The organism is Burkholderia sp. BCC1996 (assembly GCF_905339955.1).
Taxonomy (GTDB): Bacteria; Pseudomonadota; Gammaproteobacteria; order Burkholderiales; family Burkholderiaceae; genus Burkholderia.
The window spans coordinates 133,355-154,081 of record NZ_CAJPHM010000015.1 but is presented as its reverse complement, the minus strand read 5'-3'; the positions used below and the strand labels follow the sequence as shown (position 1 = coordinate 154,081).

Annotated in this window: 21 protein-coding genes and 1 pseudogene; 8 read left to right on the top strand and 14 right to left on the bottom strand. The window is 64.4% G+C overall.

All coding sequences use genetic code 11. The features are described 5' to 3' along the window. Positions 1–89 precede the first annotated feature (89 nt). The 5 genes from U4Z64_RS22405 to U4Z64_RS22385 form a co-directional block, all read right to left on the bottom strand. Positions 90–758, bottom strand: coding sequence for an HAD family hydrolase (locus U4Z64_RS22405; RefSeq protein ID WP_321821112.1), 669 nt, complete (start codon positions 756–758; stop codon positions 90–92). Continuing rightward, entirely contained in the window at positions 759–1,775 is a 1,017-nt protein-coding gene (locus U4Z64_RS22400) for an ABC transporter ATP-binding protein (RefSeq protein ID WP_321809442.1), read from the bottom strand. It abuts the gene before it with no gap. Positions 1,776–1,787: 12 nt separating this feature from the next. Continuing rightward, positions 1,788–2,567: an ABC transporter permease gene (locus U4Z64_RS22395; protein ID WP_321809441.1), complete on the bottom strand. Its 780-nt coding sequence runs from the start codon at positions 2,565–2,567 to the stop codon at positions 1,788–1,790. After that, entirely contained in the window at positions 2,557–3,447 is an 891-nt protein-coding gene (locus U4Z64_RS22390; RefSeq protein WP_321809440.1) for an ABC transporter permease, read from the bottom strand. Before U4Z64_RS22390 ends, U4Z64_RS22395 begins: the two co-directional genes overlap by 11 nt. A gap of 74 nt (positions 3,448–3,521) precedes the next feature. Continuing rightward, positions 3,522–4,571: an ABC transporter substrate-binding protein gene (locus U4Z64_RS22385; RefSeq protein ID WP_321809439.1), complete on the bottom strand. Its 1,050-nt coding sequence runs from the start codon at positions 4,569–4,571 to the stop codon at positions 3,522–3,524. A 224-nt stretch (positions 4,572–4,795) separates the two neighbouring features. On the opposite strand from U4Z64_RS22385, the gene U4Z64_RS22380 reads away from it, so the two are divergent. Together U4Z64_RS22380 and U4Z64_RS22375 are read left to right on the top strand one after the other, a co-directional pair. Then, positions 4,796–5,542, top strand: coding sequence for a UTRA domain-containing protein (locus U4Z64_RS22380; RefSeq protein ID WP_321809438.1), 747 nt, complete (start codon positions 4,796–4,798; stop codon positions 5,540–5,542). 50 nt (positions 5,543–5,592) lie between these two features. Continuing rightward, positions 5,593–6,669: a sugar phosphate isomerase/epimerase family protein gene (locus U4Z64_RS22375; protein WP_321821111.1), complete on the top strand. Its 1,077-nt coding sequence runs from the start codon at positions 5,593–5,595 to the stop codon at positions 6,667–6,669. 123 nt (positions 6,670–6,792) lie between these two features. Here U4Z64_RS22375 and U4Z64_RS22370 read toward each other — a convergent pair. From U4Z64_RS22370 to U4Z64_RS22350, 5 genes and pseudogenes are all read right to left on the bottom strand, one after another. Next, a pseudogene (locus U4Z64_RS22370) lies at positions 6,793–6,970 on the bottom strand (IS5/IS1182 family transposase); the annotation flags it as partial. A 406-nt stretch (positions 6,971–7,376) separates the two neighbouring features. After that, positions 7,377–8,504, bottom strand: a complete 1,128-nt coding sequence (locus U4Z64_RS22365; protein ID WP_124521531.1) for an aminotransferase class V-fold PLP-dependent enzyme — start codon at positions 8,502–8,504, stop codon at positions 7,377–7,379. A 144-nt stretch (positions 8,505–8,648) separates the two neighbouring features. After that, positions 8,649–10,028 (bottom strand): epoxide hydrolase family protein, encoded by a 1,380-nt coding sequence (locus U4Z64_RS22360; protein ID WP_321821147.1) that lies wholly within the window; start codon positions 10,026–10,028, stop codon positions 8,649–8,651. A gap of 180 nt (positions 10,029–10,208) precedes the next feature. Further along, entirely contained in the window at positions 10,209–11,201 is a 993-nt protein-coding gene (locus U4Z64_RS22355; RefSeq protein ID WP_044847772.1) for a carbon-nitrogen hydrolase family protein, read from the bottom strand. A 205-nt stretch (positions 11,202–11,406) separates the two neighbouring features. Beyond that, a complete protein-coding gene (locus U4Z64_RS22350; protein ID WP_321821110.1) occupies positions 11,407–12,444 on the bottom strand; it encodes a GlxA family transcriptional regulator in 1,038 nt (345 codons plus the stop codon). Between the two features lie 104 nt (positions 12,445–12,548). On the opposite strand from U4Z64_RS22350, the gene U4Z64_RS22345 reads away from it, so the two are divergent. The 6 genes from U4Z64_RS22345 to U4Z64_RS22320 all read left to right on the top strand — a co-directional run bounded on the left by U4Z64_RS22345 (position 12,549) and on the right by U4Z64_RS22320 (position 18,592). Continuing rightward, complete coding sequence (locus U4Z64_RS22345; protein WP_044847770.1) at positions 12,549–13,094, top strand: tautomerase family protein; 546 nt, start codon at positions 12,549–12,551, stop codon at positions 13,092–13,094. Positions 13,095–13,099: 5 nt separating this feature from the next. Then, positions 13,100–13,576 (top strand): hypothetical protein, encoded by a 477-nt coding sequence (locus U4Z64_RS22340; protein ID WP_321821109.1) that lies wholly within the window; start codon positions 13,100–13,102, stop codon positions 13,574–13,576. Positions 13,577–13,619: 43 nt separating this feature from the next. Next, the gene (locus tag U4Z64_RS22335; protein WP_124891683.1) at positions 13,620–13,958 is read left to right on the top strand and encodes a muconolactone Delta-isomerase family protein; all 339 of its coding nucleotides are present in this window, start codon (positions 13,620–13,622) and stop codon (positions 13,956–13,958) included. Positions 13,959–14,040: 82 nt separating this feature from the next. Further along, a complete protein-coding gene (locus U4Z64_RS22330) occupies positions 14,041–15,015 on the top strand; it encodes an alpha/beta hydrolase (RefSeq protein WP_321821108.1) in 975 nt (324 codons plus the stop codon). A 237-nt stretch (positions 15,016–15,252) separates the two neighbouring features. Beyond that, positions 15,253–17,040 (top strand): SulP family inorganic anion transporter, encoded by a 1,788-nt coding sequence (locus U4Z64_RS22325; RefSeq protein ID WP_321821107.1) that lies wholly within the window; start codon positions 15,253–15,255, stop codon positions 17,038–17,040. Between the two features lie 25 nt (positions 17,041–17,065). Beyond that, the gene (locus tag U4Z64_RS22320) at positions 17,066–18,592 is read left to right on the top strand and encodes a CHAD domain-containing protein (RefSeq protein ID WP_321821146.1); all 1,527 of its coding nucleotides are present in this window, start codon (positions 17,066–17,068) and stop codon (positions 18,590–18,592) included. 37 nt (positions 18,593–18,629) lie between these two features. Here the strand turns inward: U4Z64_RS22320 and U4Z64_RS22315 are convergent, their stop codons facing one another. From U4Z64_RS22315 to U4Z64_RS22300, 4 genes are all read right to left on the bottom strand, one after another. Continuing rightward, on the bottom strand, positions 18,630–19,007 hold the full coding sequence (locus U4Z64_RS22315; protein ID WP_321821145.1) for a RidA family protein: 378 nt from the start codon (positions 19,005–19,007) through the stop codon (positions 18,630–18,632). 133 nt (positions 19,008–19,140) lie between these two features. Further along, a complete protein-coding gene (locus tag U4Z64_RS22310) occupies positions 19,141–19,623 on the bottom strand; it encodes a c-type cytochrome (protein ID WP_185733771.1) in 483 nt (160 codons plus the stop codon). A 41-nt stretch (positions 19,624–19,664) separates the two neighbouring features. Next, positions 19,665–20,168, bottom strand: coding sequence for a cytochrome c (locus U4Z64_RS22305; protein WP_321821106.1), 504 nt, complete (start codon positions 20,166–20,168; stop codon positions 19,665–19,667). After that, positions 20,165–20,710, bottom strand: a complete 546-nt coding sequence (locus U4Z64_RS22300; RefSeq protein ID WP_044847763.1) for a methylamine dehydrogenase light chain — start codon at positions 20,708–20,710, stop codon at positions 20,165–20,167. The genes U4Z64_RS22305 and U4Z64_RS22300 overlap by 4 nt, the downstream gene beginning before the upstream one ends. Positions 20,711–20,727 lie beyond the last annotated feature (17 nt).

The following is a 20,727-nucleotide window of genomic DNA, read 5'->3' as shown; positions in this document are numbered from 1 at the left end:
CTCTCCCGGATCTGTCGGCGGGGAAATAGTCTGCTCGCTTGCGCGGCAGCAGACGTGCGCTTGTCCGGGAAGGTCTACGTCTCGCGTGCTCAAGATTCTGCCAATACGCGTCGCCAGTTCAGTTCCATCCATTGTCTGCGGGTCGCTTCCTCATGCAGCATGTCGCCTGGATTCACAACGTGCGGATGCCGCACCGACTGCAGCAGTGGCATGTCATTCAGTGAATCGCTATAGCCGTAGCTGCCATCGAGCGACTCGCCGTGCTGCGCGAGCCACTCCCGCAGCCGCGTAACCTTGCCTTCGCGATAGCTGAGCACGCCGCATGTCCGGCCGCTGTACACGCCGTCGGTCATTTCCAGCTGGATCGCGATCACGTCCGCGACACCGAGCCGCCGCGCAATCGGTCCGACCAGATGCTCGCCCGACGCTGAAATGACGAGCACGCGGTCGCCGCGCGCGCGATGCAGCGCAAGCCGGCTCCAGGCTTCGGGGAACACGCGCGGCACGATCACCTCTTCGATGAAGCGGTCGATCCACGCGCCGACCTCGTCGCGCGCGAGACCCTGCAACGGCGCGAGCGTGTAGTCCATGTAGTCTTCCATCGCGAGCGTGCCCGCATGGTAGTCGCGCAGTAATGCCGCCTCGTGCGGCAGCATGTCGGCCGGCGCGAGACCGTGCTCGACCTGGAATCGCAACCACAGGTTCGAACTGTCGCCGTCGATCAGCGTGTCGTCCATGTCGAAAATCGCGAGCGCCATTCAGTGCACCTCCCGCATCTGACTGCGATCGATCGACACCCCGATCGCGCTGCCAGTCGGCAGCAAATCGTCGGCGCCGCGGTTCAGGTGGTCGACGCGCAGGCTCACGCCGTCGGCGTCGACTTCATAGCGGACGATATTGCCGAGCAGTTGGCGGCCGCGAATGACGGCCGGCACCGGTGCGTCCGGGTGTGCGTGATGCCGTGCGTCCGGTTCGCACAGCTGGATCGATTCGGGGCGAATCGCCAGATGTCCGGTCAGCGCAATTCCGAACAGCCGATCCGCTTCGACTGGCGACAGCAGGTTGTAGCTGCCCATGAAGCGTGCGACGAACTCACTTGCCGGCTCCGTATAGATTGTCTCGGCAGCCCCTTCCTGCACGATGCGTCCGCGATTCATCACGAAGATCCGGTCCGACAGCGTGAGCGCTTCCTCCTGGTCGTGCGTGACAAACACAGTAGTCAGGCCGAGACGTTGCTGGATGTCGCGGATCTGCTCGCGCAGGCTACGGCGAATGCGCGCGTCGAGCGCCGACAACGGCTCGTCGAGCAGCAGGATGCGCGGCTCCACAACCAGTGCGCGCGCGAGCGCGACGCGCTGACGCTGTCCGCCGGACAGCTCGTGCGGATAGCGCGCTTCCATGCCGGTCAGCTCGACGAGACGAATCACGTCGCCGACGCGTCGCGCGACGTCGTCGGCCGTGCGCTTCTGCATCTTGAGGCCGAACGCGATATTGCCCGCGACGGTCATGTTCGGGAACAGCGCGTAGTTCTGGAACACCATGCCGATGCCGCGCCGTTGCGGCGCGAGCGTCGTGATGTCCTGGCCGTCGACGCGAATGGAGCCGCCGTCGACGCCAGTCAGGCCCGCAAGACAGCGCAGCAGCGTGGACTTGCCGCAACCGCTCGGACCAAGCAGCGTGACGAACTCGCCCTGGCGGAGGACGAACCGGATGTCCTCGAAAATGGTCGTGGCGCCGAAGCGCTTGGTCAGACCGTCGATTTCCACATGAGACATGACACAGCCTCTTTATTTGCCTGAGCGGCCGAACCGGGTCGCGAACCCGGTCAGCACGAGAGTAAACAGGAAGTAGCTCATCACGAGCGCGCTCGTCAGGTGGCCGCTACCGGCATTGAGGCCGTACAGATAGACCTGCAACGTCTCGTAGCGCGCGCCGGCGAGCATGTTCGCAAACACGAATTCGCCGAGCAGCAGCGAGAAGGTCAGCAACAGCGATGCCATCAAGCCCTTGCGCAGATTCGGCAGGATGACGCGGACGAACGCCTGCGGCGTATCGGCGCCCAGCAGATAGGCCGCATCCATCAGGGTTGTCACATCGAGCGCGCGCAGGCTGTCGGCCAGCGCACGATAGACGAACGGCAATGCGATCGTGAAATAGCTGCCGAGCAGGATCCATGGCGTGCCGACGAGCGGCAGCGGTCCGGCGGCGAACAGCTGCAGCAGCCCGACCGACGCGACCACCGGCGGCATCGAGAACGGGATCAGGATCAGCACGTTCATCCAGCGATCGAGCCGCGGAAAGCGGTAGCAGACGACGAACGCGGCCGGCACGATCACGCTCGTCGCGAGCAGCAGCGTGCCGGCGCACAGCAACAGCGAATGGCCGAACGCGGCCACGAAGCGTGCGTCGTGCCAGAGCCGCGCATACCAGTCGAGCGTCAGCCCCTCTGGCAGGATCGTCGCTTCCCAGCGCCGTGAGAGCGAGTAGAGCAACGTCGCCGCGACGGGCGCGACGAGCAGCACGCTCAGCCCACCGACGACGAAGCGATGGAAGCGGTCAGCGCGCATGGTAAGTCCTCTTCAGCAGCCACTGGTTGACGGCAGCGACCAGCGCGAGCAGTCCCACGAGCAGCACCGACAGCGCGGCGGCAAGGTCCGGCTGCAGGTCGATGTTGCCGGACACGAGACTCGCGATCCGTACGGTCACCAGATTGAAGTTGCCCGACGTCAGCGCGAAAGCAGTCGCATACGCGCCCATCGCGTTCGCGAGCAGCAGGATGAACGTGCCGAGCAGTGCTGGCGCGAGCACCGGCAACGCGACGTGCCGCCAGTACGCCCAATGCCCAGCGCCGAGCAGCGCCGCTGCCTCCTGCCAGTGGTCGTCGAGCGCATCGAGCGCCGGATAGAACAGCAGCAGGCCAAGCGGCAACTGGAAGTACGTGTACAGCAGGATCAGCCCGTCGCGCGAATACAGACGGAAGTCCTGCAACCAGCCCCATTCGCGCAGCAGCAGCGTGAGTGCGCCATTGGTGCCGATCAGGATGACGAACGCGAATGCGAGCGGCACGCCGGACAGATTGCCGGTCATGTTGGTCAGCGCGATCACCGCATTCCTGAAGCGACCGTCCACGCGACGCAGCGACGCCGCGCCCGGCAGCGTGATCAGCAGCGCCAGCACGCTCGAGTAGAACGAGATGCTCAGGCTGTTGCCGAACGCCTGACGATAGAACGGCGAGCCGGCGATCGTCCGGAAGTTGTCGAGCGACAGGCCGTGTTCGCCCGCGACGCTGTGCACCAACACCCAGCCCATCGGCGCGAGGCAGAACAGCGTCAACAGCGCGAGCATCGGAACGAGCAGCAGTGCCGAGCGCGGGTGACGCAGGCAACGCCTGCGGACGGGCGCGACGCCGACGGCCCGCGGCTGCGGTAGGGAGACGGAGAGTTTCATCGGATTGGAGTTCCGCAAGGCTTGCGCGCCGGACCGTCGCGATTGCGCGGCGACCCGGGCTGCGCGGCGCATCCTCACTGCATGTTGACGATCACCTGCTCTTGCCACGCGCGCGGCAATTGCTTCTGCGCGAGTTCCCACGCGGCGAAGTCGCCGATCGGCTTCGCGACGCGGTACTGCGACGCCGGCAGCAACTTCGCGGCGACGTCCTGCGGAATCCTCACGTCGGCACGGATCGGGCGTGCGTAGCCACGCGCCAGGTTGACCTGGCCGGCGTCGCTCAGGATGTACTCACGCGCGAGCATCGCCGCATTCGGGTGCTTCGCGTACTTGTTAATGATCGTCGAATAGCCATAGGTCAGCGAACCGTCCTGCGGTATCAGCACGTCGAAGCGCGACGCGTCGATCTTGTCGCGATACGCGAGCGCGTTGAAATCCCACTGGATGCCGACCTCCACCTCGCCTTTTTCCAGATTGGCGATGTTCGGGTCATTCAGCGTCAGGCGGCCCTGCTTCGCGAGCTGGGCGAACAGGTCGAGCGCCGGCTTCAGGTTCTTCTCGTTGCCGCCGAGCGCATAGGCCGCGGCCAGTACCGCGCTGCTCGCGCGTGCCGACGTGCCGACGTCGCCGAGCGCGACCTTGTATTTGCCCTTCAGCAGGTCGGCCCACGTCTTCGGCGGATTCTTCACCAGCTTGTTGTTGACGATGAACGCGATCGTGCCCGTGTACGACACCACCCATTGGCCGTCCCTGTCCTTTGCCCACGCGGGGATCCGGCTCCAGGTGGTCGGCTTGTACGGCTGGGTCACGCCCTTTTGCACCGCGATCGGCGCGAACGTATAGCCGACGTCGCCAATGTCGCCGCTCGCGTTGGTCTTCTCGGCGTCGAACTTTGCGATCTCCTCGGCGGAGCTCAGGTCGGTGTCCTGGTGCTTCAGGCCGTATTTCTGCGAAAGCCCGGTCCACGTGTCCTGCCAGTTGGCCCAGTCGGCCGGCATGCCGAGGCTGTTGACTGCGCCCTCTTGCTTCGCGGCGCTGATCAGGCCGTCGATGTTTTGCGCGAATGCGGTGGTGATGGTCAGGCTCAGGGCGCCGGCGATGCAACCGGCAATCAGGGTGCGCATGGTGGTCGTCCTCTGGACTAGTCAAAAAAACAGCGCGAATCTTAGAGGCCGAATATGTCAGTTTTGCGTCTTCAAACTTGCGATCTGCGCAGATTCTGAAAAAATGGCGTGAATCTCAGTCGCATATGCACTGCATCGTTGATCATTCCGTTGTCATACGGCCGTCATCGAGGTCTGGCAAAAAGGCGGCATCCGAAAAATAGCAATATTGGACTAGTCATCGCATGAACGATCGCCCTCCAACCCAGATCATGCAGATCCGGCAGGCGCTCACCGGCCAGATCGACAGCGGCCTCCTCGCCCCCGGCGCGAAGCTGCCGTCCGAACGTGAGCTGTGCGAGCTGTTCGACACGACCCGCATCACCCTCAAGGACGCGCTGCTAGCGCTCGAGGCCGAAGGCCTGATCTACCGGGAGGAACGGCGCGGCTGGTTCGTCGCCTATCCGCGGCTGAACTACAACCCGCTCTACCGCACCTACTTTCAGCGCATGGTCACGCTGCAGAAGCGTCAGGTTGAGACGAAGGTCGTCGGTACCGGACAAGTCGTCGCAAACGCGCTGCTGTGCAAGGAAATGGCGCTCGCACCGCTCACCCGCCTATACCAGATCCGCCGCCTGCGCTATCTGGACGGCCGCGCGGTGTCGTACGTCGAGCATTTCCTCAAGCCGGAGCGCTTCCCCGGCATCCTCGAGCACGATTTTTCGAAATCGCTGACGCAGACCTACGAACAGTTCTACGACCTGCGCTTTTCCCGCTCGCGATTCGAGATCTATCCGTCGGCCGCGCGCGGTGACGTCGCGCAGCAGCTGAACGTCACGCCCGGCAGTCCGATCCTGATGATCACGCGGGTCAATTTCGACCAGCACGGCATGCTGGTCGACTGCGACCACGAATACTGGCGCCACGACGCGGTGCGCATTTCGGTCGACAGTCAGGCCGACCAGCCGTGGGGCGGCGAGGACACCGCGTGAACGCCGGCGCGCATCCGCCGTTCACGCCTTCCTTCATAGAGAAAACGAGCATGTCACAGTTGCAACCCGTTCAGGACCGGTTCGACGCGCTGTTGAACCATAACGTGCGCGATCCGTCGCGCTGGCCGGCGCCCGCGCTCACGCCGCCCCTTGCCGCGAAGCTGCTGGAGCGCGTCGACAGCGTGCGGCTGTTCGGCCACGCGTATCCGCTGCTGACCAATCTGACGCACGGTCGCTATCGGCCGATCGATCTGCTCGATTTCGCGTCGCGTCACGAATTGGACGGCATGTGCATTCATCTGCTCGACGGCGAAGCGAACAGTCTCGCTCGAATGTCCGACGACGGATTGTGCGCGGTCGCCGAGCGTGCCCGAACGCTGGGGCTCGCACTCCATCTCGAACTGAGTAGCACCGCGCACGCGGATGTTGACGAAGCGGCCCGCATTGCCCGGGTGATGGGCGTGCGCAATCTCCGCGTGTATTCGCGCTACGAAGGACGGCTGTCTGCGGTCATGGACAGGGTCGGCGCGGACCTGCTCTACCTTGCGCAACTGGCCGAGCGCTTCGATCTCCACGTCGACTTCGAACAGCACGAAGAGCTCAAGAGCGCCGAAATCGCGATGCTACTGCGTAGGGTCGGCCATCCCCGCATCAATGCGCTGTTCGATTTCGGGAACATGATCAACGCGTGCGAGCAGCCGCTGCAGGCGTTGCGGAACCTGGCGCCGCACATTCGCCAGGTCCACATGAAAGGTGTGCGCATCGTGCCGGAAGCGCGCGGATTCGGACATTACGGCGTGCTGCAGGGTAGCGCCGCCGACGAACTGCCCGGCGCGCGCATGCTGTTCGACCTGCTGATGCTGGGGGAGGATGCGCCGCAGGTGATCGCGTTCATCCTCGAACAGGAAAACCATTACCCCGCGCCGGCGTTCCGGATGATCGACGAAGAATCCGATCCGTTCATTCCTTATCGCGCGATGAGCGATACGCCGCTGCCGGCCGGCTTGACCCTCGAGCAGATGATGGAAGGCGAGGAACGGTGGGCGATCGACCAGGTCGCGTATGTGCGCGGGGTTCTTAGAGAGTTGAGGTGGCTCGCAGAGTGTGTGCTCGGTACGTCTACGTGACGCACATCCCGACTCCTGGCGGACGAGGTTCGGCTCGCATCCGGCATCCACGGCCCACGCTCACGACCAGCCGTGGTCGGTTGCTACCGGTTGAACGGCCTAGAGACGGTTTCATAGGGGATGCTAAGTGTATAGCAATGTGTTCCAGCAGATCGTGCAGCAGCCGAGTTCAAGGAGCACTTTGGGATGTCCGGACGTCGCTCGATGCGAACGCGGAGACGTCGGAAATTGTGCATCCAAGCGTGCGCTCAACGACCCAACGGACCTTGCCAAGACCGCTGCCGTGAGGTATCCGGCGGCGATCTCTTCTACTGTGTATTCGCCGTCCAACTCGATGGACCGGCCGTAGCCACGCAAATCGACAAAAACATGCGTGAACGCGTGGCCGTCAAGCCGAGGCATGACGGCATCGTAGCTGGAGTGGTCGCCCAGCCAGTCATGCATGACCAGCACACGAACGGGGCCATTGCCGTACTGCACATATCGCCGACCTGACGCTGCCTGTTTGACCCAGTCCAACCTTTCACACATCGGATTCGCACGCAAGCGCTCGTAGCCGGCGCGTATTCGCTTCGACTCAGGCCCATCCGTTCATCGGCCGATGATCAATCGCGGCGGCATTCGGAAAACGCGGCGCATCGGTGACGCGTGATGAGATCGATCTCGTCACGTCATGCGCCGCAACGCACGCCTGGATCGGCGACGCGCTACAGCACCCGCTCCAGCGCACTCGCGAACCGCGCAACCGCCGCATCGACGTCATTCAGCTTGTCGAGCCCGAACAGGCCGATCCGGAAAGTCTTGAAATCCGCCGGCTCATCGCATTGCAACGGCACGCCGGCCGCGATCTGCATGCCGACATCGGCGAATTTCTTGCCGGACCGGATATCGTCGTCATCGGTATAACAGACGACGACACCCGGTGCCTCGAAGCCTTCGGCCGCGACACTCCGGAACCCCTTCTCGGCGAGCAACGCACGAATCCGCGTGCCGAGCTCCAGTTGTTCCGCCCTCACCTTGTCGAAGCCGTACGCGTCCGTTTCCTTGATCACGTCGCGCAGCGTCGCGAGGCTGTCCGTGGGCATCGTCGCGTGATACGCGAACCCGCCGTTTTCGTACGCTTCCATGATCTGCAGCCACTTGCGCAGATCGCACGCGAAACTGGTACTCGTCGTCGCATCGATGCGCTCGCGGGCGAGCGCACCGAGCATCACCAGCGCACAGCCGGGCGACGCGCTCCAGCCCTTTTGCGGTGCGCTGATCAGCACGTCGACACCGCTCGCCTCCATGTCGACCCAGATCGTGCCGGACGCGATGCAATCGAGCACGAACATGCCGCCGACCGCATGCACGGCGTCGGCGACCGCACGCAGATACGCATCGGGCAGCATCATCCCCGACGCGGTTTCGACGTGCGGCGCGAACACCAGATCCGGCTTGTGCTCGCGAATCGCCGCAACGACTTCATCGATCGGCGCCGGCGCGAAGGCGGCCTGTCTGCCCGCTTCGACCGGACGCGCCTTCAGCACGATCGACTCGGACGGAATGCTGCCCATGTCGAAAATCTGCGACCAGCGGAAGCTGAACCAGCCGTTGCGGATGACGAGGCACTTCCTGTTCGTCGCGAACTGCCGGGCCACGGCTTCCATGCCGAACGTCCCGCTGCCCGGGACGATTGCGACCGCCTTCGCGTTGTAGACCTTCTTCAGCGCAGCGGAAATATCGCGCATCACGCCCTGGAAGCGCTGCGACATGTGATTGATCGACCGGTCGGTGTACACCACCGAGTACTCGAGAAGCCCGTCGCGGTCGACATCGGGAAGTAATCCTGGCACGTTCGCCTCCGGTAAAGGACATGGGATGAGCGCGAGCGGTGTTCATGAGCGGATGCCGCTGCGCCGATGCAACGCTGCTTTTCTCTGATAGTCGAACGATTCTAACGAAAGCTGCCGCTCGTTGGAAATTTCGGCGGTTGCACGTCACGCGCGCAACGGTCTCAACCCGGCACGCACTTCATTCGCGAAGATCATCGGTTCTTCCCATGCCGCGAAGTGCCCGCCTGTTTCCGGTTTGTTGAAGTAAATCAGCTTGTGATAAGCCCTCTCGGTCCAGCTCCGCGGCGCCTGGTAGTTTTCCCCCGGAAACGCGCTCACCGCGGCCGGCACGCCGACGTCGGCCGCAAGGAAGAAGTTCGCATGCGATTCCCAGTAGAAACGCGCCGCCGAGACGCCCGTGTTCGTCAGCCAGTAAAGCGTGATGTCGTCGAGCACGTCGTCCCGTGTCAGCGCGCCGGCCGAGTGGCCGTTGACCGGGCGACCCAGCACGGCCGCGCTCAGCGCTGCCGCCGGCTGGCCGTAACCGTCCCCGTGGTCGAGCAGCCACGAAGCCAGCGCGACGGGCGAATCGGCGAGTCCGTACAACGTCTGCGGGCGCGTACCCATTTCAATCGCGTAACCGCGCTTCCTCTTGAAATTGGCGCTCAGCTGTTCATATGCGTGCCGCTCCTCGTCCGACAAGCCGGCAGGTGCGGGATCGCCGGCCGTCAGCGACTTCAGAATTTCCGCCGGCACGGACGCCGGGAAATTCACATGAATGCCCATCAGTTCAGGCGGCGCCTGTTTCGCCATGATGTTCGTGACGATGCCGCCGAGGTCCCCGCCCTGCGAAGCAAAGCGCGCGTAGCCGAGCCGTTTCATCAGCGTCACCCATGCGCGCGCCGTGCGCTCCGGCCCCCATCCCGTCGTCGTGGGTCGCGCGGAAAAACCATAGCCGGGCAGCGACGGAATCACGAGATGGAACGCATCCGACGCCGGCGCGCCGTACGCCGTCGGATCGACGAGCGGCGCGATGATCTTGAACTGCTCGATGATCGAGCCGGGCCAGCCGTGGGTCACGATCAACGGCATCGCATTCTCGTGCTTCGATCGCACATGGATGAAGTGGATGTCGAGGCCATCGATTTCGGTCACGAATTGCGGATACGCATTCAGCGTCGCTTCGCACTTGCGCCAGTCGTAGTCGCTCGCCCAATACCGCGCGAGCGCCTGAATGGTCGCAAGCTGAATGCCCTGCGACTCGTCGGCCACGGTCTCGCGGTCCGGCCAACGCGTCGCGTTGATGCGGTGCCGCATGTCGGCGAGCTGCGCGTCGGGCACATGCACCCGGAACGGCCGAATCGCCGATCTGTCGCCGCGTGCGGGTTCCGCGGTGCCGATTGCCGGGCTCGTCTGCGCGAGCGCCAGGCGGCTCAGCGAGCCGGCCGCCAGTGCGGCGGCCGCGATACCGACAAAGCGCCGGCGCGACAACGACGTCGTCACGTTGCGACCGACGCCGGCAGGCGCGATTTCGGCGCCCGACATCAGGAGCGGCCGATCATCGGCAGCGTTCGTTTTCATATCACACACCTTTCAAGGAAAGATTTCATCGCACCCCTACATGCATATGCACATGTTGCGATCAAGAGAATGCGCGTTCATGCGGCGACTGCCGGCCCCGATCGGCAAGCCGAATGTTCGGCAACGGCCGGGCAAGCCCGCGCATCACGCAGCCGCGGCACGCCAATCGTCCGCGCCCGCGTCATATCCGGCCACCGGCTGCGCGACGCGTTCGTGAACATGCGCGGTCGGCGTACGGTCGATCATCAGGCTCAGCAATTCCGAGCGGTTATAGTGACCGGCCGCATCCATCAGCATCTTGCGACGGTCGATCAGCGAGAAGTCCAGATCGACGATGACCTCGCCCTCGCCCGATCGAAGCGGCTCGGCCATCAACATGCCGTCGGGCGACACGATCGTCGTGAAGCAGCCGCCCGAGATCGGGCCGATCGCGCAACCGGTGTCCTTCATGATTTGCGCCTGCTGGTCGGCATCCAGCCACGCCGTTGCATTGACGACGAACGCGCCGGACTCGAGCGCATGCTGCCGGATGTTGATCTCCATGCGCTGCGCGAAGCCTTCCCCGAAGGCCGAACCCGGATACATCGCCGAATGAATCTGCTCGCCGTCGGCAATCATCGCGTAACGCGCGAGCGGATTGTTGTGCTCGAAACACGCGAGCTGCCCGATACGGCCGACGGCGCTGTCGACCGCGCGCAGCCCCGATCCGTCGCCCTGCCCCCAAACCATGCGCTCGAAGTGCGTCGGCGTGATCTTGCGACGGCGCTGGATCAGTTGCCCGTCCGCGTCGAACAGCAATTGCGCGTTGTACAGCGTGCCGCCGTCTCGCTCGTTGACGCCGATGGACACGACCATGCCGGCCTTGCGTGCTGCTTCGCCGATCGCATCGGTCGCGGCGGACGGCACGGTGACGGCCTGTTCCAGCAGTCGAAGATGCTCGGTACCGGACAGCAGTTCGATGCCCGTCTGAACGGCCGCGAAATACGGGTAATAGGGGACGACCGTTTCGGGAAAAGTGGCGAATTGCACACCTTGCCGGCCAAGGTCGTGGATCTTCTCCACGACCTTGGCGACGGTGGCTTCACGACTGTAGAGCACCGGGCTGAACTGGACAGCGGCGGCCTTGACGACTTTCATGACACACTCCTTGGACAATGCGCGGTGCGGCACTCCGCTCGCGACAGGCGCATTGGAGCAGGCGAACGTATCCCGTTCTTGTCGGAAAGTCGGCGATATGTATGCGTACGTATCCGCGTCTGTTGTAGATACTTCGGGATACAAAGAAAGGCGGCGACCGGAGCGGCCCGGACCTGACGCGAGCGGCAACGCGACGTCGCGACGCTCAATCGCGCTGATCGCGTGGTTCGGCTTGCACGCTCTTCGCCGCAGCACGCGAAAACTGCACTTGATATTCGCTCGGCGACAACCCCGTCTTGCGCTTGAACAATTGCCGGAATGTACTGACATCGCTGTAACCGACGCGCTGACTCACGTCCTCGAGCCCGATCGGCCGTGTTTCCAGCAGACGTTTCGCGACCTCGACCCGCAAATTCTGCAGATACGTCAACGGCGCGAGGCCGACCGCTTCCTTGAAGCGACGATTGAGCGTGCGTTCGCTGACGGCCAGCGATGCCGCCAGATCGCCGAGCCGGAATCCTTGCTGCAATGTCGCTTCCATCCGCTGCTGAGCGCGCGCCACGAGCGTGTCGGTATGCCCGTGTTCGTCGAGAAGCGTGGCAAAGGAGGCCTGCGACGTCCGGTTCATGTCGATCAACAGCGCCTTCGCGGTCATCGTCGCGAGTTCTCCGCCGGCGCAGGCTTCGACGAGATGCACGGCGAGGTTCAGATAGGACGTGACGGAGCCGCCCGAGATGATCCCGTCTTGCGCGAGCAGCAACTCGTTCGCGCGGACTTCGACACGCGGATAGCGGCGCGCGAAATCCGCCGCTCTCGCCCAGTGCGTCGTCGCGACGCGGCCATCCAGCAGCCCCGCCTCGGCAAGCAGGTAATTCGCCGTGCAATACGCGGCGAGCATCGCGCCGGCCTTGTGTTGACGCCGCAGTGCGGAAGTCAGTTCGCTCAACTGCTCGCGATGCCCGAGGAACTCGTCGATCCGCGAAAAGAAAGGTGCCGTCAGCAGCACGGCGTCGGCTCGTTTGCGCGGGTCGATCTTGCCGTCGACCGGAATGATCTGACCTGACGCCGCCTTCACCGGTTGCCCGTCGAGCGACTCCACGCGCCATGCGAACAACGGCGCGGACGACGCGCCCGGTTCCGCCCGGCGCGCATGGAACTGATTTGCAGCGCTGAAGACATCGACCGGGCCCGCGACGCCGGACGCCAGGATTCCGTCATAGACCCAGATGCGGATGATCGCCATTGCGTGTCCGAATTTCCTTGAATAGTGGCGATGCTGCCACTTTCCTGCGTCCGCGTAAACCGCGACGATGGCGCCATCCGATCAACCGAAAACAGGAGCATCCGATGCCGATGATCGATGCGATGTGGCCCGACCACGCACTGACGCCCGATGCTGAAGCCCGCCTCGTCAGGGAACTGACCGATATCCTCATCGAAGCAGAAGGGTACGATCCCGCGAGCCCGGTCGTTCAGCGCGTGACCGTATTCCATCTGCACCGGCCGGCCGCGATCTACATCGGCGGCGAACGTACCGATACGGTGCGCTACCGGATCATTCCTTCGGTTCCCGAAGGGCAATACACCGACGAATCGCGCCGCTCGCTCGTCCGACGCGTCACGGAAGCCGTGGCACGCGCGGAAGGCCGGCCGTTCGACGATGTCGCACCGCGCGTCTGGATCTTTCCGACCGAGATCCCGGACGGTGCGTGGGGAACGCGCGGCGCGATCTGGACGCTGCCCGATATCCACGCGCTGCTCGCGGGCGAACCGGAGCGCGACGCGGGCACCGAGCGCCTTGCGCGACGGCGCCGGGAAAAGGCACGCGTTGCGCTCGCGGCAGCTCTCGATGCCGCAAACGCAGGTGTCACGCGCAACGCGTGCAAGGAGTAACCGCCATGAAATTCAACGACACGGCCCCGATGATGGCACCCGCCGACGGTCCGCCGCGGTGGCTGGCGCGCCTGGCCGAAAACGCGACGCTGGAAGCCACCGTGCTGAAGCGCCCGATCGACGGACGAGCCGACATTCTCTCGGTGATCAAGCACGCGGTCTCGCTCTACGAGTTCCAGCAGCATGCTTACAAAGGCATGATCGGCAACGATCTTTATCTGGAATCCTATCGTTCACGTATCAACGGTGTGCCGATCGAGACGGTGGTCGTCGCCCATATGAACGAGCAAGGCGATACGGATTCCGTCGTCATCAATCATCGACCGCTCGATGCCGCACTACTCTTCTCGCAATTGATGCACGAGCGCGTGGACGAGCGCTTTCGCGCGTGTTATCTGTCGGAACGGGAAGCCGCCGCGCTCAATGCGGCAGCCGTCCCGCCACCGGGCCCGGGGCCGCAGGATGAAACGCCTTCTTCTTGATTTGACGGCAGCTTGCTTGCTGCTCGCTTTCGCAGGAGTCTCCATGGCACATTCCGCTGCGTTGCCGACCACGCCCATCACGAAGATACTGGCGATCGGTACGTTTCCTCCCGGCACGGACATGCAGCACGTCCAGACCATTCTTCCGACCGAAGTCCGCGAGACGACACAGCTGTATCTCGCGGGCAAGATCGATCAGTGGTATTCCCTGCAGGACCGGCCCGGGGTCGCGTTCGTCCTGAACGTGACGGACACGGGTGAAGCGCATGAAATGCTGGAACGACTCCCGTTGGGGAAGGCTCACCTCATGACGTTCACGCTGCTCCCGATCGGCCCGCTCAAGCCATTGAGCAAGCTCTTGAATCCTCCGGCGGCTCAGTAGAACCCCCTGCACCCCGCCATCTTTCGAAACAGCGAAGCGCAACTTGTGCCGCGCGATGTCGCACCGAACGAGATCCTCGATCATGACTCGACCCGTAACGAAAACACCCGCCTCTCCCGCCGCCGCTGCGGGTTCTTCAACGTGCCCGACCGTGCCGGCGCCGTCGTCGCCGGAACCCACGGTCGACGTCGGCGACGTGCAGGTCAATGCCGACATCACGCTGCGCCGCATGGTCTACCGCCCCGCACGATCGAAGGGGATCGTGCTGTTCCTGCACGGCTTCCCCGAGACGATGTATGCATGGAAGCCGATTGCCGAATCACTGTCCAGCGACTACGAGGTCCATGCGTTCGACTGGCCAGGCTACGGGCAATCGTCGCGTCCGCGCGCCGATCGCTTTTCGTACGCGCCGAGCGACTATGCCCGTGTGCTGAGAGACTACATCCGTACGTCGGGCATCGATGGTTCGAGACTGTTGATTTATGCGACGGATATCGGTGCGCTTCCGGCGCTGCTGGCAGCGTTGGAACAACCGGATATCGCGCGGGAAATCATCGTTGGCGACTTTGCCCCGTTCAACCGGCCGCAATATATGTACGAAAGCCTGCAAGGCCTGAAATCGAAGCCTTCATCGGATATCGTGCGCGCCGCCATGAACAGGAATCGCGACGAAATCCTCGCAAACACGTTCTTCCGGGGCATGGAGGATGACGAGCGCTACACGTTGCCCGAGGAATTCATGGACGACGTGGCGAAGGGATGGGACGGTGACTTGACCGCGGCCGACGCCTTTTTCCACTACTACGCAAGCTTCACCCGGGACCAGGACTACTTCGAAGCCAATATGGCAAAGCTGAAAGTCCCCGTGAAGGTCGTGTGGGGCGGGAAGGACATCTATATCAAGAAGGAAATGGGCATCGAGTACGCGGACCGAAACGGGGTGAACATTTCGATTCTTCCGGAACTGGGCCACTTTCCGCATCTGCAGGCGCCCGCCCGGACGGCGAACGAAGTTCGGGCTTCGTTCGGCGAGGCGAGCGATCGCGCGACCGAGTAGCGGACAACGGCGGGACGATGCCTCTCCCGCCGGCGATTCACCCGCACCGCCGATCACTTCGGCCATCGCCAGCCTGGATCGGGCAAGTGTTCGGCGAAGTAGCCGGACTGTCAGGCCGGCGCGCCGAAACGCAACATCGTGAAACCGGGCTTGCGCTCCGAGGGCACGGGAACATAATCTTTAACGATACCGGCGGACGTAACGAACGATTCCGCCCGGGTTCCCTGACGTCCTGCGATGAACATCAAAAGCCGTGCCCGCCAGCACACGGCCCGCCCGCCCCGCAAGCCCGATGCCGGCCTGCTGCAGTGGATCAACGGACTCGCCGCGGCGCGCACGTATCGATTGCATTGGCTGCCGCACGATCTGCTTGCCGGCGTCACGCTCAGTGCCGTGCTCGTGCCCGCCGGCATGGCGTACGCGAACGCAGCGGGCCTGCCCGCCGTCAACGGGCTCTATGCGTCGCTTGCCGCGATGCTCGCGTACGCGCTCTTCGGCCCCAGCCGCATCCTCGTGCTCGGCCCCGACTCCGCGCTGGTCGCGCTGATTGCCGCAAGCATCACGCCGCTTGCTCACGGCGATGCCGCGCATGCGCTGGCCCTTGCCGGCGCGCTCGCGATACTCGCGGGCGCGATCTGCATCGCGGTCGGGGCGCTCAGGCTCGGATTCGTCACCGAGCTGCTGTCGCTGCCCATCCGGTACGGTTTTCTGAACGGCATCATGCTGACGATCAGCATCGGACAATTGCCCAAGCTCCTCGGCTACAAGGGCAACGGCGAATCGTTCATCGAGCAGGTGCGCGACGTGGTCGCCGGCATCGCGGCATCGAAGGTGAACGCAACGTCGTTCGCACTCGGCGTCGCCGCGCTCGCGCTGATACTCGCGTGCAAACGGCTCTGGCCCAGGTTGCCGGGTGTGCTGCTCGCCGTGGCGGGCGCGACGGCGGTGGTGATGTGGTTCGATCTGTCGACGCGCGCCGGTGTTGCAACCGTCGGTGCGGTCCCGCAAGGCCTGCCGGTGCCGCGCATCCCCGACGTGAGCCTCGACGACTGGCTGCATCTCGCGGGCAGCGCAGCGGCGATCGCGCTCGTTTCGTTCACGGATATCAGCGTGCTGTCCCGCACCTACGAACTGCGCAACGACACCAGCGTGGACCGGAATCACGAATGCATCGCGCTCGGGCTGTCGAACCTCGCCGCCGGCCTGATGCAAGGGTTCGCGGTGAGCGCGAGCGGGTCACGCACGCCCGTCGCGGAAGCGGCCGGCGCGAAGACGCAGGCGACGGGCGTGGTGGCTGCCGCGGTCGTAGCCGCACTGCTGCTGTTCGCGCCGCGCGCGCTTGCGCACACGCCACAATCCGCGCTGGCCGCCGTCGTGATCGCGGCATGCGTGAACATGATCGAGGTGCGCGGCGTCGTGCGGCTTTATCGGCTCCGCAAAAGCGAGTTCGTGCAGGCGGTGGCGTGCTTCGTCGGCGTTGCAGCCGTCGGGGTCGTGAACGGCATTGCGCTGGCACTGCTGCTCACCGTGCTGTCGTTTCTATGGCGCGCGTGGCGGCCTTACGATGCCGTGCTCGGGCGGGTCGACGGCAGGAAGGGCTATCACGACGTGTCGCGCCATCCGGACGCGCGGCGCGTGCCCGGACTCGTGCTGCTGCGCTGGGATGCGCCGCTCTTTTTCGCGAATGGCGAAATCTTTCGGGAACGCGTGTTGCGCGCCGTCGATGAATCGCCGGAGCCGGCACGCTGGATCGTCATCGCGGCGGAGCCCGTGACCGACATCGACCTCACGGCTGCCGATGTCCTCGAACGGCTGCATCTCGAACTTGCCGCGCGGCAGGTCAAGCTGGTCTTCGCGGAGCTGAAAGGCCCCGTCAAGGACAGCCTCAGGCATTACGGCATGTACAGCATGTTCGGCGACGACAACTTCTTTCCGACGATCGGCGAAGCGGTCAGTCGTTATGTGGACATGCATCGAATCGAGTGGCACGACTGGGAAGACTCCCGGGGATCGGCGGGGGACTGATGGTCGGCAACATATCGGAGGCGGTATGGAACGAGAGCTGAAGCTGCGGGTTTCCGCAAAGAACCTCGACAAGTTGCGCCACGCGCCGTTGCTTGCGCAGTCCAACGGCGCCGGTGCGACTCAACAGCTGACGAGCACGTACTTCGACACTGCCACGCTCGCATTTCACCGGTGCGCGGCTTCCCTGCGGGTGCGTGCGGCAGGCAACCACAGAGTCCAGACGTTGAAACTGGAAGGATCGGCCCGGGCCGGCCTGTTCGAGCGGGACGAATTCGAGACGCCCGTCGACGGCGACGTCCCCGATCTGACACGGCTGCGCGACACGCTCCCCGACGACACCGAGTGTGGCCGCCTGGTTCGCGACCAGGCCACGGCACCGGATCTTCAGCCCGTGTTCGTCACGCGGATCAAGCGGCGGGTTCTACCGCTGCGCCTGCCTTCCGGCGATGAAGTCGAGGTCGCGCTCGACAAGGGGACGGTCGACGCGGATTCGAAGTCGGTCCCGATCGCCGCGATCGAACTGGAACTGAAGCACGGCCGCCCCGAAAACCTGTACGGCATCGCACTGGAATTGCTCGACATCGCGCCATTGCGCATCGATCACGAGAGCAAGGCCGATCTCGGGTACGGGCTGCTCGTCGCCGAGCACCAGCCGGCCGTCAAGGCGCAACCGGTGCAGCTGAAGAAGCGCGATTCGATCGAAGACGCGTTCTGCCGGATCGTGCGCAACTGCCTGGACCAGATCCGCGCCAACGAACGCGGTGTCGAGTCCGGCCATGATCCGTCGAGCGTGCATCAGATGCGGGTGGGGCTGCGTCGCCTGCGTTCGGCGCTCGACCTGTTCGCGAAAGTGATTCCCGCGTATCCCGGCCTTGACGACGAACTGCGCTGGATCGCCGGCGAGCTCGGCGCCGCGCGCGACTGGGAAGTGCTTGCCGGAGCGACGCTCGACCATGCCGGCACGAACGGCAATCCGGACGAGATCCGTTCAGTGCGGAACGCCTGCAAGCGCATTGCCGCCGTCAATCGCCAGCGCGCGGCTTCCGCAGTCGGATCGGTTCGCTACACGCGGCTCGCGTTACAGCTCGCGTCATGGGTGAACCGAAAGGGCTGGCGGGACGGGATGCCTGACGAACGGCGCGATGCCATCATGCAGCCGGCGAGTCCTTTTGCTCACGAGGTTCTGCGTCGCCGGCACCGGAAACTGATCAAACGCGGCAAGAGGCTGGCCGATCTCGACGATCATCGGCGTCACCGTGCGCGCATCGCGGCGAAGAAAGTCCGGTACGCCACCGAATTCTTCGCGTCGCTGTGCCGCAAGCAAGCCGTCCGCACGTACGTCGACGCGCTGTCCGAACTTCAGGATGATCTGGGCTGGCGTAACGATGCCGTGGTCGCGGAGCAGTTTCTGAAGGCGCTGCCTCGCACGTCACCCGACGCCGCGCCGGGCGCGGGCTTTGCTCGCGGCTTTCTGGCCGCGCGTGCCGCGGCCGATCATCAGACGCTGAAGCAGCTGTGGAGCCGCTTCAAACGGCTGTCGCCGCCGCACTGAAGCGGCACGCGGCCGCATCGACGTGGCGCGATGGCGCTCAGGGCTTGCACGCGATCGCCTCGATCTCGATCCTGGTGCCGACCATGTTCGTCGCCTGCAACGTCGAGCGTGACGGCTTCTTCTCGGGGAAGAACTCCGCATAGACGCGATTGAACTCGGCGAAGTCGCGCGCGTCTTCGAGCCAGACGGTGGTTTTCACGACGTCGCCGAGCGTGCATCCTGCCAGCGCGAGTACGTGTGCGACGTTCTTCAACGTCTGACGCGTCTGCGCTTCGATCCCGCCGGCGACGATGCTGCCGTCTTCGTTTCTCGCCACCTGACCGGATACGAATACCAGATCGCCGGCTTTGGTCGCCAACGATCGAGGCAGGTTTCGCGTGACGGGGTTGCTTTCTGCGAAGTATTCGATTGCCATTTGAACCTCCGTTCGATCCGCCTGGCGCATGCGCCGGCCAATGACGACGAGCGTAGCGCGGAACCCGCGCGCTGCCAATCCGGTGTTCGCGACCGAAGCGCCGCGACATGCTGCGTCGCCTCGTCGTCGCTAATCAGTAGCGCTCGGACACACCGTCGATCCCGCGCTCGTGCAATTCGCGCACGAGCCTCGCACGCACCGTCGCGACATCGGAAAACGCAGGCCGTCGACGCGCGGCGATTTCGTCAGCCGTATAAGGCTTGAAATCGCGCGGCAGCGCATCGCGATTCATCGTCGTGAGCACCCAGTTCAGTACGTCGGCGAGATCCTGGTCCGACAGCGCCGAGTTCGACGCGCCGGGCACGCGCATCACGTATTCGCGCCCGGCCGGCAGATGCGTGAAATAGCCGAGCGAGTTCGCGAGCGGCGGCACCTTGCCCGGAATGCCGCCGCCCGTCGCCGTGTGGCAGCCCATGCAGTTGAGGACCCAGTGCTGCCGCGCGAGCGTGGCGTCGGCCGCGCCGTCGGCATGCGCGGGAGCTGCAATCGCACATGTCGCGACAGCAACCACCAGCGCCGAAGACAGACGGCGCGTCACGAACGAGCCGATCCGCAACGCCGCCGTACGCCCGCCACGACGCCGAATGCCGGCCGCATTCACAGCCCCAGCCCCTTCGTCACGATCGCCCGTTGCGCGTGAACGGCCGTGCCGTCCATCTCCTTCGCCCGCGCCGCGCGAATGTCGGCTGCCGTGAACGGCTTCGCGTCGCCGTGCCGGTCGTTGAGATCGAACACGACGTAGTTGAGCACGTTTGCGATGTCGTCATCGCTCGCGCTCGCGAACGACGGCATCTTGAAGTTGTAGCGCTTGTCGTGCACCTCGATCTCGCCGAACATCCCGTGCAACAGCGTCGCGACGAGTTGCGCACGGCCCGCGTCGGCCGTCGCGTACTTGCCCGGATACTCGGTCAGCGGCGGCGCGAGGCCGTCCTGCCCCTTGCCGCCCGCCTGGTGGCACACCGCGCACTGCGCGTCGAACAGGCTCTTGCCCGCCGGGTAATGAACGGCCTGCTGCGCACCGGCCTCGCCCGGCAGCATCAGAAACCCGGCGGCGGCGGCCACGCACGCGGCCACGATCTTTCCAGCTTGCTTCACTTTCATTGCTTTGCCGCTCCCAGCAGGACCGAAACCGAACAGTGGTAATTCGAATTACCGTTCGCCATGCACCAGTTGATGTCGTTGTTCAGCGACAGCTTGTACAGCGGCTTCTCGCGCTCGTTGCGGTTGCAGAAGCACTTGCCGCACGACGTCTTGCCGCAGCAATCGTTGTACGACACGATGTAGTCCGAACCGTCGTGCGGATTGCGGCAGGTACCGATCCACGTGATCGGCGACGGTGTGGTGCCCGGCGGGCAGCTGCTCGACGTACCGCCGCAGCAGCTGCACAGCCAGCCGTCGATCGCGCAGTATTTCCAGTAGTCGCAGCTCATCGGATCGTCGCTCGCGCCCGATGCGGCGGCACCGGACGCCGCCGATGCACCCGAGGCCGCGTCGGCCGCGTACGCGGTGCGATCGACGGGCAGCAGCGGCAGCATCGCCGATCCCACCAGCACCTTGCCGAGCTTCGCCATCGCGCTGCGCCGCGAACTATGCTGCGCGACGCCGCGCGCCGACCGTTCGAACCATGAATCAAACAGGCCCATTCCGTTGTTCTCCGTTG